Source organism: Streptomyces dysideae (genome assembly GCF_001514305.1).
Taxonomy (GTDB): Bacteria; Actinomycetota; Actinomycetes; order Streptomycetales; family Streptomycetaceae; genus Streptomyces; species Streptomyces dysideae.
The window spans coordinates 26,874-42,432 of the sequence record NZ_KQ949104.1 but is presented as its reverse complement, the minus strand read 5'-3'; the positions used below and the strand labels follow the sequence as shown (position 1 = coordinate 42,432).

The 15,559-nt window shown below is 71.3% G+C and carries 14 protein-coding genes and 4 pseudogenes; 9 read left to right on the top strand and 9 right to left on the bottom strand.

Annotated features, from left to right (window positions below; translation table 11 throughout):
- Positions 1–71 precede the first annotated feature (71 nt).
- The 5 genes and pseudogenes from AQJ91_RS50655 to AQJ91_RS35155 all read left to right on the top strand — a co-directional run.
- Positions 72–1,085, top strand: coding sequence for a site-specific integrase (locus tag AQJ91_RS50655; RefSeq protein ID WP_324618043.1), 1,014 nt, complete (start codon positions 72–74; stop codon positions 1,083–1,085).
- Positions 1,070–1,291 (top strand): annotated as a pseudogene (locus AQJ91_RS56370) (NAD-dependent malic enzyme); the annotation flags it as partial. The gene AQJ91_RS50655 and the pseudogene AQJ91_RS56370, both read left to right, overlap by 16 nt.
- A gap of 82 nt (positions 1,292–1,373) precedes the next feature.
- Positions 1,374–2,366, top strand: a complete 993-nt coding sequence (locus AQJ91_RS35165; RefSeq protein WP_456113463.1) for an SDR family oxidoreductase — start codon at positions 1,374–1,376, stop codon at positions 2,364–2,366.
- A gap of 520 nt (positions 2,367–2,886) precedes the next feature.
- Positions 2,887–3,726, top strand: coding sequence for a helix-turn-helix transcriptional regulator (locus AQJ91_RS35160; RefSeq protein WP_067029724.1), 840 nt, complete (start codon positions 2,887–2,889; stop codon positions 3,724–3,726).
- Between the two features lie 258 nt (positions 3,727–3,984).
- Positions 3,985–4,584: pseudogene (locus AQJ91_RS35155) on the top strand (condensation domain-containing protein); the annotation flags it as partial.
- 30 nt (positions 4,585–4,614) lie between these two features.
- Here the strand turns inward: AQJ91_RS35155 and AQJ91_RS35150 are convergent.
- Positions 4,615–5,529 (bottom strand): expansin EXLX1 family cellulose-binding protein, encoded by a 915-nt coding sequence (locus tag AQJ91_RS35150; protein WP_067029723.1) that lies wholly within the window; start codon positions 5,527–5,529, stop codon positions 4,615–4,617.
- A 280-nt stretch (positions 5,530–5,809) separates the two neighbouring features.
- On the opposite strand from AQJ91_RS35150, the gene AQJ91_RS35145 reads away from it, so the two are divergent.
- Entirely contained in the window at positions 5,810–6,043 is a 234-nt protein-coding gene (locus tag AQJ91_RS35145) for a hypothetical protein (RefSeq protein ID WP_067029722.1), read from the top strand.
- Between the two features lie 15 nt (positions 6,044–6,058).
- Entirely contained in the window at positions 6,059–6,259 is a 201-nt protein-coding gene (locus tag AQJ91_RS54730; protein WP_199848107.1) for a hypothetical protein, read from the top strand.
- On the opposite strand, the pseudogene AQJ91_RS35140 reads toward AQJ91_RS54730, so the two are convergent.
- The 8 genes and pseudogenes from AQJ91_RS35140 to AQJ91_RS35105 form a co-directional block, all read right to left on the bottom strand.
- Positions 6,194–7,610 (bottom strand): annotated as a pseudogene (locus AQJ91_RS35140) (NADH-quinone oxidoreductase subunit N). The gene AQJ91_RS54730 and the pseudogene AQJ91_RS35140 overlap by 66 nt on opposite strands.
- A pseudogene (locus AQJ91_RS35135) lies at positions 7,607–9,110 on the bottom strand (complex I subunit 4 family protein). The pseudogenes AQJ91_RS35140 and AQJ91_RS35135 overlap by 4 nt, the downstream one beginning before the upstream one ends.
- A gap of 5 nt (positions 9,111–9,115) precedes the next feature.
- On the bottom strand, positions 9,116–9,757 hold the full coding sequence (locus tag AQJ91_RS35130; protein WP_067029721.1) for a NuoL/Nad5 family protein: 642 nt from the start codon (positions 9,755–9,757) through the stop codon (positions 9,116–9,118).
- A 318-nt stretch (positions 9,758–10,075) separates the two neighbouring features.
- Positions 10,076–10,432 (bottom strand): NADH-quinone oxidoreductase subunit A, encoded by a 357-nt coding sequence (locus AQJ91_RS35125; protein ID WP_067029720.1) that lies wholly within the window; start codon positions 10,430–10,432, stop codon positions 10,076–10,078.
- Between the two features lie 110 nt (positions 10,433–10,542).
- A complete protein-coding gene (locus tag AQJ91_RS35120; protein WP_067029719.1) occupies positions 10,543–11,406 on the bottom strand; it encodes a F510_1955 family glycosylhydrolase in 864 nt (287 codons plus the stop codon).
- A 54-nt stretch (positions 11,407–11,460) separates the two neighbouring features.
- Positions 11,461–12,486, bottom strand: a complete 1,026-nt coding sequence (locus AQJ91_RS35115; RefSeq protein ID WP_067029718.1) for a C40 family peptidase — start codon at positions 12,484–12,486, stop codon at positions 11,461–11,463.
- A 159-nt stretch (positions 12,487–12,645) separates the two neighbouring features.
- Complete coding sequence (locus AQJ91_RS35110; protein WP_067029717.1) at positions 12,646–13,557, bottom strand: M56 family metallopeptidase; 912 nt, start codon at positions 13,555–13,557, stop codon at positions 12,646–12,648.
- Complete coding sequence (locus tag AQJ91_RS35105; protein WP_067029715.1) at positions 13,554–13,922, bottom strand: BlaI/MecI/CopY family transcriptional regulator; 369 nt, start codon at positions 13,920–13,922, stop codon at positions 13,554–13,556. The genes AQJ91_RS35110 and AQJ91_RS35105 overlap by 4 nt, the downstream gene beginning before the upstream one ends.
- Before the next feature lie 123 nt (positions 13,923–14,045).
- Here AQJ91_RS35105 and AQJ91_RS35100 point away from each other — a divergent pair, with 123 nt between their 5' ends.
- Together AQJ91_RS35100 and AQJ91_RS35095 are read left to right on the top strand one after the other, a co-directional pair.
- Positions 14,046–14,267: a hypothetical protein gene (locus AQJ91_RS35100; protein ID WP_067029713.1), complete on the top strand. Its 222-nt coding sequence runs from the start codon at positions 14,046–14,048 to the stop codon at positions 14,265–14,267.
- Positions 14,268–14,658: 391 nt separating this feature from the next.
- On the top strand, positions 14,659–15,474 hold the full coding sequence (locus AQJ91_RS35095; RefSeq protein ID WP_067029711.1) for an SAM-dependent methyltransferase: 816 nt from the start codon (positions 14,659–14,661) through the stop codon (positions 15,472–15,474).
- Positions 15,475–15,559 lie beyond the last annotated feature (85 nt).

The window sequence follows — 15,559 nt, the reverse complement described above, 5'->3', positions numbered from 1 at the left end:
GGCGGCACCTGTGAAGTTCAGCTACGCCATGCTCCCCGACTACCCCCTGCTTCTCTTGGGGCCCGGGCCTGATGCGGAGCATGGGCCTGACCCGGCCCGGGCAGCCCCTGCACGGCCTGCCCGCGGACTTCATGCTGCTCGCCCAGGACATCCCGGACGAGCCCGAGGACTCGGAAGCGGGCAAGGACCTGCCCGACGAGGTCATGCGCCAGCTCTGCGCCCACCTCGACCTCCTGGAACAGAAGTCCAGCCGCGAGGTACGCGTCGCCGTCGAACTGCTCATCGACACCGGGCGGCGTCCCTTCGAGATCTGCCATCTGCCCTACGACTGCGTGTCCCGGGACGCCGACGGCAAGCCCGTCCTGCTGTACGACAACCATGAGGAATTACGCCTGCGCCGTCGCCTGCCCATCCCTGAAGCCACCGCGGCGCTGATCATCGCGCAGCAGGAACGGGTCCGTGCTCGCTTCCCCGCCACGGCGCTCGGCCAGCTTGTGCTGCTGCCGTCCGTCGTGTCCAACCCCGAGCGGACCAAGGCGATCTCCGGTGTGCTCACCCAGCACCGGGACTGGGTCGCAGCTCTGCCCGACGTGACGTTGACGATGACCGTCCACGAGGAGGGGAAAGCTGTGGCCAAACACCTCTGCTTCGACAAGGAGAAGATCTTCCCCTACGCCTACCGGCACACCTACGCCCAGCGGCACGCGGACGCCGGCGTACCGGTCGACGTGCTGCGCCAGCTCATGGACCACCGGCAGTTGACCACCACTCAACGCTGTTACCGCGTCGGCGAGCAGCGTCGCCGGGAGGCCATCGACCGGGTCACCGCGATGCAGTTCGACCGGCACGGCAACCGCGTCCGGCGGCGGGCGAAGGCCCTACTGGACTCCGAGCACGCCCTCCGCGCGGTCGGTGAGGTCGCGGTGCCGTACGGGGTGTGCACCGAACCGTCGAACGTCGCGGCCGGCGGCCACGACTGCCCCGTCCGCTTCCGCTGCGTGGGCTGCGGACACTTCCGCACCGACGTGTCCTACCTTCCCGACCTTGAGGCTTACCTCGCCGATCTGTCGTGGTCTCCCAGCTGACAGCCACGATGGAGGTGCCGGGCGGCTCGGTCACCGCCCTCGACGTCGTCTCATCCGACGCCGGCCGTCTCGACATCGGCGTCACCATGACCGCCACCTCGACCGCCCACGCCGACGAGATCGTCGAACAGCTGCGCGGCATCGAGGGCGTCACGCTCGGCAAGGTCTCCGACCGTACGTTCCTGATGCACCTTCGCGGCAAGATCGCCCGGCGCCAGGCGGTGAAGTTCGGCGGAGATTCTCAGCACCCGGGAGGTGGTGGCGCTCGAGCCGGCCGGGTCCGCGAGGGTGCCGCGGTTCAACGACGGATCCGCCGCCGCCCAGACCGTGATCCTGGCCACCGGGGTCTCCTACGGGCGGCTCGCGGCGCCCGGTCTGGAGGCGCTGACCGGCTGTGGCGTCTTCTTCTACGGCCCAGCCAGGGACCGCCGATCCATGGATGAACCGTCCTCTCCCGCCCCTGCGCGGGCGCCCCTACGGTCGAGGCTGCGGGCGCTCACCGGCCCGCCGTACCGAAGGAGCAAGACCCCCATGAAGATGACCGGCAACACGGTCCTGATCACCGGCGGAACCTCGGGCATCGGCCTCGGCCTGGCCCTGCGCCTGAACGAGGCCGGCAACACAGTGATTGTCGCCGGCCGGCGCAAGGAACTCCTCGACGACATCACGGCCGAGCACCCGGGCATCGACGCGCTCGTCCTCGATGTCGCGGACCCCGACTCGATCGCCCGGGCCCGTGAGACCGTGGCGGCGAGCTACCCGGGGCTCAACGTCCTGGTCAACAACGCCGGCATCATGCTGCGGGAGAACCTCCTCGCCCCAGCCGGACTCCCGGCCGCCGAGGATCACGTCACGGTCAACCTGCTCGGCACGATCCGGATGACGTACGCCTTCCTGCCCCTGCTCGCGGGCAAGGACGACGCGGTCGTCATGAACGTCACCTCCGCGCTGGCGTTCGTACCGTACCCGAGCACCCCGACCTACAGCGCGACCAAGGCCGCGCTGCACTCCTTCTCCGAGAGCCTGCGCATCCAGCTCGCCGGTGCTGACGCCGGCGTCCAGGTGATCGAGGTGGTCCCGCCGGGCGTGCGCACGACCCTGCTCGGCCAGCAGGACAACGACCAGTCCATGCCGTTGGACGACTTCCTCACCGAGACCCTCGACCTGCTGCGCGAGAAGCCCGACGCGGAGGAGCTTGTCGTCGAGCGCGCCAGGTTCATCCGCGACGCGCAGGCCAACGGCTCCTACGACGACGTCCTCGCCATGATCACCAGCAGCTGACCGCCCTGTAGTGACCGACGCGGAACAACAGCACGCGGGCAGGTCCTGTTGGGCCACATCATGGACGAACGCCAACTGGATCGCCTCCGGGAGGTCCTCACCGAAGACGCGGAACGGTAAGGAAGCGTCTTCGGCTTCGCCCCGGTCGTCGCACTGGAGGCGACCGGCTCCGTCCTGAGCTCCGACGGGCACGCGAGCTCCCGTCACACGACGAACATCGTCGTGCCGGCCAGGCCGGGCCGCCGACGGTGGCGGTGCAACGAGGCCCGGCGCCGGTCCGAAGCGTTGGGCGTCATCGACGGGGACCGTCGCCGCAGGCCGTCTTCCATACCGGCGGCCTGCGGCGCACCGCCGACGGTCGGCGCATTCCCCAGCGGGTCATGCAGGTCAGGTGACCATCGGGACGTCGCGCTGCGAGCGCCCTCGGCGTCGACCGTCCGAGTCGCGGGCGGGAGAGGACTGCTCAGCCATGGATCGGCGGTCTCTGGATAGTCAGGCGGGATGCGGTGAGGATGGGGGCATGGACAAGAAGGAACTGGCGGAATTCCTGCGTCGCCGGCGTGAGATGTTGCGCCCCCGCGACGTCGGGCTGGTCGAGGGGCCGCGCAGGCGTACCCAGGGGCTGCGCCGCGAGGAGGTCGCGCAGCTCGCCGGCATGTCCACCGACTACTACGCCCGGCTGGAACAGCGGCGTGCTCCGCAGCCCTCCGTCCAGATCACCACCGCTCTCGGCCGGGCACTGCGGCTGACCCTGGACGAACGCGACCACCTCTTCGTCCTCATCGGCCACAACGCCCCGGCCCGCTTCCACCGCTCCGAACATGTCAGCCCGACGCTGATGCGGGTCCTGGACCGCCTGGAAGACTCCCCGGCCCTGGTGCAGACCGACCTGGTCGACACTCTCGCGATGAACCCGTTGGCCGTCGCGCTGCTCGGCGACCAGACCCGCCACACCGGTCTGGCCCTCAGCGGCTACTACCGCTGGTTCATGGACCCGGCCGAACGTCTGATGGTTCCCGAGGAGACCCACGAACGCCACGGCCGCGCCCAGGCAGCACGCCTGCGGGCCGCGCTGACAGCCGGCAGCGACACCCCCCGAGCCGCCCGGATCCTCGCCGAACTCCAGGAACACAGCCCTGAGTTCGTCCGCATGTGGGAACTTCAGGAGGTCGCCCAGAGCTACGACGACTGCAAGACCATCCTCCATCCCGAACTCGGCCGCATCGACGTCGACGCCCAGGTCCTGTTCACCGAGAACCGCGCCCAGACCCTGGTGGTGCTGACCACTCGCCCCGGCACGGAGAGCCACAGCAAGCTCGAACTGCTCTCCGTCATCGGGCACCAGCAGCTCACCCCCTGACGTCCTGGGCCGGGAGGTCAAGGCTCGGCGCGGGAGAGGCCGGACAAGTGCATCCTGGAGTACTGCAGGCTGAACCGGATGACCCTGCTGCACAATCCTGCCTATGCCGGCATCTATGCCTACGGGCGTCGCCGGGGCGACCCGCGGCACCCCTGCCAGGGGCACCGGTGATGCATGCGGGCCACGGTCCAGGACGCCGGAAGCCGTCGGGACCGGCAGCGCGGCACCACGTCCACCCGCCTCCGTACTGCTTTTGACTTCGAGGCGTACTGCCGCCCGTACGGCGGCAGTCTGGTCGGCAGACTCGCGGCCACCGGCCTCATCGTCCACGAGATCGGCGGGCTGCAGGTGTACCGCACCGTCGTGCCGTTCCACACCAGGGCGAAGTCCAGCTGGTCGGACTCGGTGGGCTGGTACGTGGGCGGTGCGCCCATCGAGATTCCCGTGGCCCAGGCGCCGGATTTCGGCAGCGCACTCGTGATGGTCCGGACGGCACTGCGGGACAACCGGTCGCTGTCCCGGATGCCCATCGCCCGGGTGCTCCGTCTGCTGGGCTCCGGCTTCCGGCCCACGTCTCCGGACCTGTACTCGATCGTCTCGTTCGTCGACACGCGCGGCATTCCGGGGTCGGAGCGGTGGCAGGACCTGAAGGCGCACGGGCTGATGCGGATCTCGTACGGCGACCAGGTGTGCGTGTGGATCACCAGGCTGCACGAGGGCCTGCAGTTCGCCAGCCGCTTCCCGGACACCGAGGTCGCTCACCACAACATGCGGCGGTGCGTCGAGCGGCTGCGGGAAGTCATCCTCTCGGTGGCCCGGGAGGACGCTCCCGTGCGCGCCCCTCAGACAGTGTCCTGAGGCACCCCCTGGACTCCACGCGGGGCGGGGTCAGTGCTGGGCGAACTGGACCCGGGTGGGCTGCGCGACGTCCGGCCGGATGGCGATCCCGTCGACGGTGAGTCGCTCCCCGTAGATGTCGGTGACCCTGATCGCGCCGCCGCACCCGCTGCCGTCCTCGGAGAGGAAGTAGTTGTAGTCGGTACGCGGGAGCTGACGCCAGCCGCTGCCGGCGCGGACCTCGAGCCGGGCCACCGGATTCCGGTGACCTGTCGCCTGGATGCCGCACCAGTAGCGGGTGGACCCGGTCTTGTAGCGGATCGACATCGTGCCGGAGGTGCTGGGGCTGACCAGTTTCCAGGTGATCGCGATCCGGCCGAGGGTGGGGTCGGCGAGTGCGGCGAAGGCCTGTGCGCTGAGGTCGATCTGGCCGGGCGCGCAGTCTCCTGGGCATTCGTTGGTGATGCGGACCGTGACGGAGGCCCCGTTGGCCGCGCGGACGCGCACAAACGCGCCGCACGCCTTGGCCGACTCGTAGTCGGTGGAGTTCATCGCCGCGGTCATGACGTCACCGCTCGGGTCGTACAGGCAGGCGCCGGAGCCGTCCGTGTCGTAGAAGGTGGCGACTCCTTCGTAGGTGGCGCCGGGCCGTATGCGTCCCGCCAACGGCGCGCCGCCGGACGCCGCTTGCGGGGTGTCAGCGGCCGACGGCGTGGTGGACGGGGTGGTCGCGTCGGCGGATGCCCGCCGCCGGGTGCTCCTGGCCGACGGCTTCACCGGTGGTTCGGTGGCACGGGGGGATGCGCTCGGGGATGCCGCGGCGGGCGGGACGTTCGCCCGGCTGCCGGCGGCGGGTGTGGCCGCGGCGCGCCCGGCGTCGGGCTCCTGGCCGGGGAGGAGTACGGCGGTCAGGGCGGCGACGATGAGCGCCGCTGCCGCTGACAGGAACAGCCACCGTCTGCGCACCGGACCTCCTTGACGGCCGCCAACTCATGGCCATGGGTTGGCGGGAAGGAGCGATCGTGCCAGACCCACGAGCACGGCGACAAGCCTGGACCCCGCCCACGGCGGGGCCCGGGCCGCTCGTCCACGGGCTGGTGCAGGCCCGCGACCACGGGTTCGACGCCCCCGGTTCCTGGCTTCCGGTGGCCGGTGCCGTGTTGTCGGCGGCCGGCCTTCGTCGCCGTCGAGCGCCGGGGGCGCCAGCCCCTCGTTCTACGTCCAGCACGTCCTGGGGTTCAGGGCGTTGAAGACGGTCCTGCTCTTCCTGCCGGCGGCCGTGGCGATCACCTTCGGCGCGCACGCGGCTTCCCGTCTCGTGGCCCGGCTGGGCCGGCGGCCCGTGGGTGCGGTCGCCTTCGCGCTGACCGCCGTCGGGGCGCCACTGCTGACCCGACTGGACACGGACAGCGGTGTCTGGACCGAGCTCGTCCCCGGGTTCGCGCTGTTGTCGCTCGCCCTCGCTACCGCCTTCGGCTGAACCACCACGGCCGCGATGAACGGACTCCGGGACCGGGACATGGGGCCGGCCTCCGGCCTGGTGAGTACCTCGCACGAACTCGGCGCGGCGGCACGCTGCTGCCCGCGGGTGCCCGGACCCGGCGCAGGGTCCGGTGATGGCGCGCTGACGTCACCGGCTGACCGGCGCCGTCAGCGCGTCGAGGACCGGCCCGCCCGCCAGGCCCAGGCCGAGTGAGACCGCCGTGGCGGCATACGCGACGACCCGCGCGGCACGGTCACTCTCGACGGGCCGTGGGGGTGCGTCCCCGGAGACCGCCGGCACGATCCAGCGCAGGTAGTAGAAGAGGGACGCCACGGTGTTGGCGGCGGCCAGCACGGCCAGCCACGCGTAGCCGCCGTCGAACGCGGCGCTGAACGCCTCGAGTTTGCCGAGGAAGACCGACGTGGGCGGGGTGCCCACGAGGCCCAGCAGGCAGACGACCAGACTCGCGGCCAGCAGCGGGCGCTCTCGGGCCAGCCCACGGTAGTCGTCCAGGGTGTGCGCGCGGCAGTGCGCAGACCACGGCGAACGCACCGAGGTTGGTGACCGTGTACGCGGCGAGGTAGTACAGCAGCGCCTGCTGGGCGAGGTCCGCCCGGCCCGCGACGGCCACCGGCATGAGCAGGTATCCCACCTGACTGATCGTCGAGTAGGCGAGCAGCCGTTTGACGTCCCGCTGGAAGAACGCGCCGAGATTGCCCAGCGTCATGGACGCGGCCGCGAGAACGGCGACGAGCACGGCCCACGGCAGGGTGCTGCCGGCGAGGACGACGTCGCCGAGGCGGAAGAGCGCGGCGAGTGCCCCGATCTTCGGGATGCTGGTGAGCAGCGCCGCGACCGGCGGGCTGCTGCCCTGCACGGCGTCGGGCACCCAGAAGTGCGCCGGCACGGCTCCGGCCTTGAAGAGCACACCCGCCAGCAGCCCGGTCGCCCCGGCGGCGAGCAGTGCCTTCGGCGCGTCGCGGACCGCCTCCGCCAGCATCGGATACGCCGTCCCGCGCCCGGTCGCGTACAGCACGGTGATGCCGGTCAGCATCAGTACGCCCAACAGGGCGCCGATGACGTAGTACTTGAGCGCCGCCTCCGTGCCGGGCCCGTCCTTGCGGAATCCGGCGAGCGTGCAGGCGGGGATGCTCGCCAGCAGGTACCCGGCGGCGAGCAGCAGCAGGTCCTGCGTGCCGGCCATCATCAGCGCGCCGAGGGCCGCCAGTTGCACGAGGGCGTAGAACTCGCTCTCCCGCGCGTCGCCGCGCAGCGGGCGGAAGGAGACGCCGAGGACGAGGAGTGTGCCGCCGAGGACGACGATCCGGGACGTGCTCGTCACCGGGTCGAGGGCGAAGGCCTCCCCGAACGCGGTGGTGGCGGGCTCCGCCGCGGCCACCGCCGCCGCGACCGTCCCCGCCACGCAGGCGACGGCCGCCAGTAGCCCCACCGCCCACTGTCTGCTCCGGGGCAGCCAGGAGCCGAGCAGCAGGCCCAGCACGGCGGACGCGGCGAGCAGGACCTCGGGCAGCAGGTCGAGCGGGTTCTCGTTCATGTCGGTCATCGGGCGAGCAGCTCCAGGACGGCCCGGGAGGCGGGCTCGATGACGTCGAGCAGGAAGCGCGGCGCCACTCCCAGTACGACGGCCAGCGCCAGCAGCGGTACGACGGCGAGGCCCTCGTGTGCCCGTATGTCGGGCAAGGCGCGCGGCGTCCCCGGGGCGTCGGGCAGCCGCAGCGGCCCCATGAGGACCTGCCGCAGGGCCCGCAGGAACAGCCCGGCCGTGAGCAGGATGCCGATCACCGAGAGCGCCGTGGCCAGCGGGCGGGGCCCGAGGCTCCCGCTGAAGATCTGCAACTCGGCGATGAAGCCGGAGAAGCCCGGCAGGCCGAGGGAGGCGAAGGCCGCGACACCGGTCAGGGCCGCGAACACGGGTGCCGCGCCCGCGAGACCGGAGTAGGAGCCCATGTCGTGCGTCCGGCCCCGCTCGTAGAGCACCCCGGCGAGCAGGAACAGGGCCCCGGTGAGCAGCCCGTGGCTCACCATCTGTGTCACCGCCCCGGTGACGGCGAGGGAGCGGACCTGCTCGGAACTGTCCGCCGTCGCGGCGGCGGCGCCGACCGCGAGGACGATGTAGCCCATGTGGTTGACGGAGGTGTAGGCGATCATCCGCTTGAAGTCGGTCTGCGCGAGGGCGACCAGCCCCGTGGAGGACCGAGAGGACACCGACGACGACCAGTACGAGCGCGTACCTGCGCCAGGCTTCCGGGAGCATCGGCATGGCGATGCGGACGAAGCCGTAGGTCCCCATCTTCAGCAGCACACCGGCGAGGATCGCCGAGCCGGCGGCGGGCGCCTCGACATGGGCCGGCGGGAGCCACGTGTGGAAGGGCACCGTGGGTGTCTTCACCGCGAGGCCGACGGCGACGGCGAGCAGCACCAGGGCGCCGTAGCCGGACCGTCCGGCGATCGGGTTCTGCTCGGTCAGTTCGACCATGTCGAAGGTGTGCGGCGACGCGGCGGGGTACAGGCCGATGAAGCCGAGCAGCAGAGCGAGCGAACCGATGAAGGTGTAGAGGAAGAACTTCAGCGCGGCGCGGGCCGCCTGCCGGTGCCCCCAGCCGGCGATGACGAAGTACATCGCCACGATGGACAGGTCGAAGAAGACGAAGAACAGAATCAGGTCGAGGGCCGCGAACAGGCCCAGGCAGGTGGTCTCCAGGAACATGAACAGCGCGGCGAACTCGCGGATACGGCGGTTCTCGCGCAGTGAGTACAGCGCGCAGGCCAGGAACAGCAGGCAGGTGAGGGCGAGCAGCGGCAGCGACAGCCCGTCGACGCCGACGTGATAGCTCACCCCCGCGCCGGGGATCCAGCGGGCGCGCTCCTCGTACTGCATGCCGCCGTCGGCCCGGTAGCCGGCCCACATCGCCACGGTCAGGGCGAGTTCGAGTGCCGACGTCAGGATCCAGGCGGTGCGGACGACCGTCGGTGTCGTGCGGCGGGGCAGTACGAACAGGAGCAGCGCGACGGCCGTGGGCACGAAGACGAGGGCGGTCAGCATGCGGGTCACCTCACGAGGACGAGCACGACGGCGAGGACGGTGAAGGCCGCGACGGCCTGGGCGAGGTACTGGTGCAGCTGGCCCGTCTGCGGGCGCCGGGCCCAGCGGCCGAGGGCGCGGGATCCGGACGCGACCGCCGTCACCGCGCCGTCCACGGCGTGTTCCACGACGCGGTCCGTCCAGCGGGCGAGGCGGACGACTGTCGCCGCCGTGCCGTCGACGGCGCGGTCAAGCCCCCGGTCGTCGAACGCCGCGGCCGTGTGCGCGAGGCGCAGCACCGGGGCGACCAGGAGCACATGGGCGGCACGTTCGAGACGCAGCCAGTCGACGAAGCCCGACCTCACGCGGGCGGGAAGGGGCGGTGGACGCCTGACCCAGGCCCAGGTGACCGCGGCCACCAGCAGCGCGAGCACGCCCGAGAAGACGAACTCCCATGCGGCCGGGGCAGGTTGACCGGATGCCGTGAGGACACGCCCGACGCGGTCGCGCAGCGGCGAGAAGGCCGTCGTCGTCAGTGCGAGGCAGGCCACGGCCAGCAGGATCAGGGGCGGGACCGCGCCGGCCGGGATGCGGCGGGCAGTGGGCCGTGCCACCGCCGGCTGCCACACGTACCACAGGCTGCCCGTGTTCGTGCCGTTCCCCGGCATCGGGAAACGGCGGGGACTCACCGTGCCGGAGGTCGGCGAGGCCGCGGTCGAGGGCCTCGGTGACCCGTTCCGCCCGCGTCAGGGACACCCACGCCTTGGGGGCCGGAACGGCGTGCCACAGGCGAGCGCCCCACCCCCCGGCCGTGAGGCCGGGATCGCCCACGACCACCAGCAGGTCCGCCTCCGCCGGCGCAGCCACGCACGGCCAGCGCCGACGCACGAGCTCCGCCTCCACGGCGAGCCGCTCCCTGGTGGCCCCGGCAGCCGTCGCCAGAAGAACTCCCGGCCGGGACACGGCCGTTCGCCGGAGCCCGCGCCTCAGCTCCACCGGAAGGCCCCCTCCCGCCAGGCGTATCCGACCCCCGCGAGCAGGATGCCGAGGAACAGGAACATCTCGACGACCGCGGGCGTGCCGACGGCCGAGACGACCTTCGTCCACGGATACATGAACAGCATCTCCATGTCGAAGGCGAGGAAGACCATCGTGACCGGGTACCAGCGCACATGGAAGCGTGAGAGCGGATGCTCGCGCGGTTCCAGACCGCCGCTGAACGGGCCGGTGTTCAGTGGCTCGCGGACCGCCCGGAGGGCGACGGACAGGGCGTGCAGCAGGACGACGGCGGCGACGAGCAGCACCAGCAGGGCCAGTACCGGTTGCCAGTCGGATGTCTCCACACGGGCCCCTTCTCGACGATTGCCACGACGGTTGCCCCGCCGGGCAGCATGTCAGCCGTCCGTGGCGTACGGAACGTCCGACACCCGGGTCGCCTCGGCGACGGTGTGCTTCACGAAGCGAGCGGCGCGAGTCGGGTGAAGGTCCGGCCGCCGTCGCGCGACTCGTACACACCGTCCTGCGTCGCGGCGAGGACGCGGTCGGCGTCGGCGGCGGTCAGCGCCTGGGGCTGTCCGCCGGGCACGGTGGTGAGCGGCTGCCACGTCGTGCCGCCGTCCGCGCTCGTGCTCAGCTTCCCGGCGGTGTCGATGCCGAACAGGGCCTTCTCCGCCGGCCAGGACAGGAACGCCTGGAGCGGTCCGGCGCCCTTGCCGAAACTGCGGCCGCCGTCGGTGCTCGTGACCACGCCCTCGGCAGTGGTGGCCAGCAGCCTGTCGCCGGAAGGGCTCACCGCGAGGTCGAGAGCCGCGAGCGTCGCCCGGTCGTCCCAGGTCCCGAGGTCGCCGCTGACCCGGATCCGTCCGCCCTCGTAGCCGTAGACGGTGCCCTTCGCCGAGTCCAGGGAGTGGAAGTCTGCGTCTCCCTCCAGCGACCGGGCCGTCCAGGTGCGGCCCGCGTCCCGGCTCTCGATCAGGCCGAGGTTGCCCGGACGGCCGCTGCCCTCGGCGCCGTGTCCGCTGGCGATGAAGGTGTCCTCGCCGGTGATGGTGAACCCCATGAAGTCGTCCCTGCGGTCGCCGACCAGTTTCGGCTCCTGCCCGTCGGCGACCATGTACAGGCCGTCGTGGGTCGCGACGTACACGCGGTCGTCCGCCGAGCCGACACCCAGACCGTGCACGTGCGAGAGCGCGGGAGCGGGCGCCTCCGATGTGTCATCCGTTCCGGACGAACCGTTCCCGCAGGCGGCGAGCAGCAGAGCGGTGAGGGCGGCACCCGCGGCCGCGAGCAGGGTGCGGGGGACCGGGCGTGTGCTCACGGAAGTTCCTCGTGCGGTACAGGTGTGGGGGCTCACCGACGTCAGAAGTCAAGCTCAGGGCCGGGAGGCGGCGAAGAACGGCATGGTGTCCACCGGGACGATCTCGATGTTCTTGCCGGTGCGCGGCGCGTGGATGGCCTTGCCGTTGCCGACGTACATGCCGTTGTGCTGGCTGCTGTTGTACCAGTAGATGATGTCGCCGGGCTGCATGTCCGACCTGGCCACCTTGCGGCCGGCGTCGTACATCTGCTGGACGGTGCGGGGCAGCGAGACGCCCGCCGAACGCCAGGCGGCACCCACCAGGCCCGAGCAGTCGTAGGAGCCGGGACCGGTCGCACCCCACTCGTACGGCTTGCCGAGCTGGGCGTACGCGAACTCGATGGCGGTCCTCGCGCGACCGCTGGCCGGGCCGGTGTAGCTGGTGGGCGCGTCGCTGGTGCCCGCGGCGGCGTCCGCGCGCTGCTGGGCGGCCGCCATCCTGGCGCGCTGCTCGGCGGTCAGGCTGTTCAGCAGCTTGCGCGCCTCGGTGAGCTTGCTCTGGACCTCGTCCTTCTTGGCCTCGGCCCTGGCGCGTGCCTCCTCCAGGGCCGTCAGCCGCTGCGCGGCGTCAGCGCGCTCCTGGGCGAGCTCCCGCTGTCTGCTCTCCAGTGCCTGGAGTGCGGCCGCCTGCCGGTGACCGGTACGACCGAGCGCCTCGGCCTTGCCGAGGTACTCGTCCGGGTCGCTGGAGAGGAAGAGCTGCACGCTCGGGTCGATGCCGCCGGTGCGGTACTGCTCGGCCGCCAGCGGGCCCGTCTGCTCACGGAGTTCGTTGATCTCCTGCTGTTTGCGGGCCAGGCGGTCCCGGGCTCCGTCGACCTCGCGCTGCAGCTTCTGCTGCTTCTCGCGGATGGCGTTGTACTCCTCGGTGGGGGCCTCGGCCTCCTCGTAGAGCTTCTCCACCTGCTTGCGCACCTCGTCCACCGAGGGCTTGGGAGCCGCCTGGCTCTGTGCGGGCAGGAGGCTCACCGCACCGGCGGCGACGCCGAGGGTGGCTATTCGCGTACGGCTGGGCGGCTTCGGCCGACGGTGCGTTCCCATCGTGAGGTGACTCCTCTGGACGTCGTGGACCGAGGGACAGGGTGCGGCCGTCGGTGCGGTGCCGTGGCACCGGCCACTCGAACAAGCAAGAACTTAGTAGCTTCGTAGTTCGAATCGCAAGCAAGTCCGAGTCACAACAGCCCCATCAGTACCGACGGGTCAGCCGAGCACGGGAGGGCAGGCGACGAGCAGCGGCAGCAGCGGAACCGCCACGGCCACGGCGGCCACGGACCCCCAGAACGCGGGGTGCGGGGCCGGGCGCGGGCCGAGGACCCTCTGCAGGCGGATCAGAACCGTGTGCCCGCCCGCCGCGAACGCGCCTCTCGGGGTGCGGGCCGCCGCCATCTCGTACATCGCGGTGGCCAGCGCGGCACTGGAGTGGCGGCGCAGAGCCCGGTCGTCGGCGACCATCTCCAGCAGCAGCGCCGTCTGTTCCCGGGCATGGCGGGCGAGCGGCAGCCGGCGGAACACGGAGTGGAACGCCTCCGCGACGGCCAGGGCCAGGTGGTGCCGCCCCGCGATGTGGCCCCGTTCGTGTGCCAGTACGGCGGCGAGCTGCTCCGGTGTGAGCTCGCGTATGGCCGCGTCGCTGATCACGATCCGGGCGCGCCGGCCGGGCAGGCAGTACGCGGCGGGCACGCCGTACGGCAGGACGGTGGCTCGCAGCCGGGCGGAGTGGCGGCCCACCAGGTCCACGGCCTCGCGGTGCCGGGTCCGCGCACGGCGGGCCCGTACGACGTGGAAGGCGAGGCTGGCGGCCAGAGCGGTCCCGAGGGCGACGGGCAGGGCCACCGCGAGCCGGTCCGCGGTGTCGGGGTCGGGCCCGCCCGGGCCGACGTGCAGTCCGCAGGAGTGCAGCAGGCCCACCAGGCCCGCGTGCAGGTGCTCGGTCGGCGCGGCCAGGTTGTACGCGGCGAGCGCGACCCCGATCGAGAAGGAGACCAGCAGCGCGTGCCACACCGCCGCCGCCAGGGCCGGGGCCCGGTGCGGCCAGGCCGCGCGCAGGAGGAGGGGCGGGGCGACGAAGCCCACGGCCGCCGTGTAGCCGACCAGGACGGGGGCCGCGTTCACACCTTCGCCTGTCGTCCCACGCTCCGCAGGGCCTCGCGCAGGGCGGCCACCTCGTCCTCGGACATGTTCTCCACGAAGTGGACCAGCGCGGCCGAGCGGTCCCGGCTCTCCCCCAGGCCGTCCTCCATCAGCGCGGCGGCATACGCCTCGCGGCTGCGGACCGGCGAGTACAGCCAGGCCCGTCCCTGTTTGCCGCGCAGCAGCCAGCCCTTGTTGTAGAGGATGTTGGTGACGGTCATCACTGTGGTGTAGGCGACAGTGCGGGCCCTGTTGATGTCGTCGACGACCTCACGGACCGTCGCCGGCCGGTTCCATGTCCAGAAGCGATCCATGATCTCCGCCTCGAGATCCCCCAGCCGCCGCATGGCCCCGACTTCCTTTCAGCACCGAATGCGCAAGCGAAATGCGCGGGGCCATGATAGACGGCGGACCTGTCCGGCTCCGGCGGGCCGCAGTGGAGGGGTGAACACAGGCGCATACTGGTGGCAATGACAAAGCCAGCCGCACCCAAGCGCTACTTGCCCACCAGCCCCTTCAAGGCCCCGGCCACGCCGACTCCCAAGGAGTTCGCCGTGGGTGACCGGGTCACACATGACATGTACGGTCTCGGCCGGGTGATCGGCATCGAGGACGGAATCGCGTTGCTCGTGGACTTCGGTTCGGCGCAAGCGCGGATCCTGAGCCCGTACACCAAGCTGAGCAAGCTCTAGCACGCCAGGCCTGCTCCCTCCCCTGTAACGATTGGAACACCTCTCATCGACTCGACCTCGCTGTTCTCCGCCCCGGAAGGGGCGCCCCACTGTGCCACCACAGCGTCGCCGCCGCCGGCGACGAACCCCTTCCAGGCCCCACCGGACTTCGGGGAGGACGCTGCACAACCGCAACTCGACGTGGACCCGCCGAGCAAGCCCGGACACGGGTGAACGGTGGCGTCCCGCCGAGTGGCGGAGCCACGCGGTCCGCGTGGCTCCGCTCAGCGGTCGCCTCACAGGCACGAACAAGCCAAAGGGCCGTCAGTGCAAGGGTGTTGGGGCCGACGATGCACATGCGCCGAGCGAGGAGGAATAGCGTGGTCCGCACCACGCACTCACAGGAGCGTCCATGACCGATGAGGCAGCGAACTCCGAGCAGGAGGCGCTCTCCAAGATCGACACCTCCGTCCCGCAGTCGGCCCGGATCTGGAACTACTGGCTGGGGGGCAAGGACAACTACGAAGTCGACCGTGTGGCCGGAGACGCGTTCCGCGAGATCTTCCCCGGTATCGAGACCGGAGCCCGTGCCGCCCGGTACTTCCTCGCCCGCGCCGTCCGCCATCTGGCCGCCGAGAAGGGCATCCGGCAGTTCCTGGACATAGGCACCGGACTACCCAATATGGATAACACCCACCAAATCGCCCAGCGGGTCGCCCCCGAATGCCGGATCGTCTACGTCGACAACGACCCGTTGGTCCTGGCGCACGCCCGCGCGCTGCTCACCAGCACCCCGGAAGGTGTCACCAACTACGTCGACGCCGACCTGCGCGAGCCGGGCACCATCGTGCGGGAGGCCGGGAAGACGCTGGACTTCGACCAGCCCGTCGCACTCATGCTGATGGGCATCCTGGGGCACATCGAGGACCACGACGAGGCGCGCTCGATCGTGCGGCAGCTGGTGGACGCCCTGCCCTCCGGCAGCTACCTCGTGCAATACGACAGCACCGACACCAGTGAGTCCTACGTCGAGGCCATCCGGCAGTACAACGAGGGCGGCTCGATCCCGTACATCCTCCGCAGCCCTGAGCAGATCGCGCGCTACTTCGACGGTCTGGAACTGCTCGAACCGGGCGTGGCGTCGTGCTCGCGCTGGCGTCCCGACACCGAGACCCTGGGCCTGCCCGCCGAGGTGCATCAGTACGGCGGTGTCGCCCTCAAGCGCTGACCCGCCGGCGGCCGGCCCAGGTCAAGCAACAGCGCCCTTGCCCGGGTCGGCGGCCCCCACCTAGCCTGATTTTGTGCCGCTAATA

Bases quoted from the DNA above. Each gene is read 5' to 3' on its own strand.
- AQJ91_RS35115 (WP_067029718.1), bottom strand. From the start codon at position 12,486: ATGGGAACGCACCGTCGGCCGAAGCCGCCCAGCCGTACGCGAATAGCC.
- AQJ91_RS35130 (WP_067029721.1), bottom strand. From the start codon at position 9,757: ATGCCGGGGAACGGCACGAACACGGGCAGCCTGTGGTACGTGTGGCAG.
- AQJ91_RS35160 (WP_067029724.1), top strand. From the start codon at position 2,887: ATGGACAAGAAGGAACTGGCGGAATTCCTGCGTCGCCGGCGTGAGATG.
- AQJ91_RS35095 (WP_067029711.1), top strand. From the start codon at position 14,659: ATGACCGATGAGGCAGCGAACTCCGAGCAGGAGGCGCTCTCCAAGATC.
- AQJ91_RS54730 (WP_199848107.1), top strand. From the start codon at position 6,059: ATGAACGGACTCCGGGACCGGGACATGGGGCCGGCCTCCGGCCTGGTG.
- AQJ91_RS35105 (WP_067029715.1), bottom strand. From the start codon at position 13,922: ATGCGGCGGCTGGGGGATCTCGAGGCGGAGATCATGGATCGCTTCTGG.
- AQJ91_RS35100 (WP_067029713.1), top strand. From the start codon at position 14,046: ATGACAAAGCCAGCCGCACCCAAGCGCTACTTGCCCACCAGCCCCTTC.
- AQJ91_RS50655 (WP_324618043.1), top strand. From the start codon at position 72: ATGCGGAGCATGGGCCTGACCCGGCCCGGGCAGCCCCTGCACGGCCTG.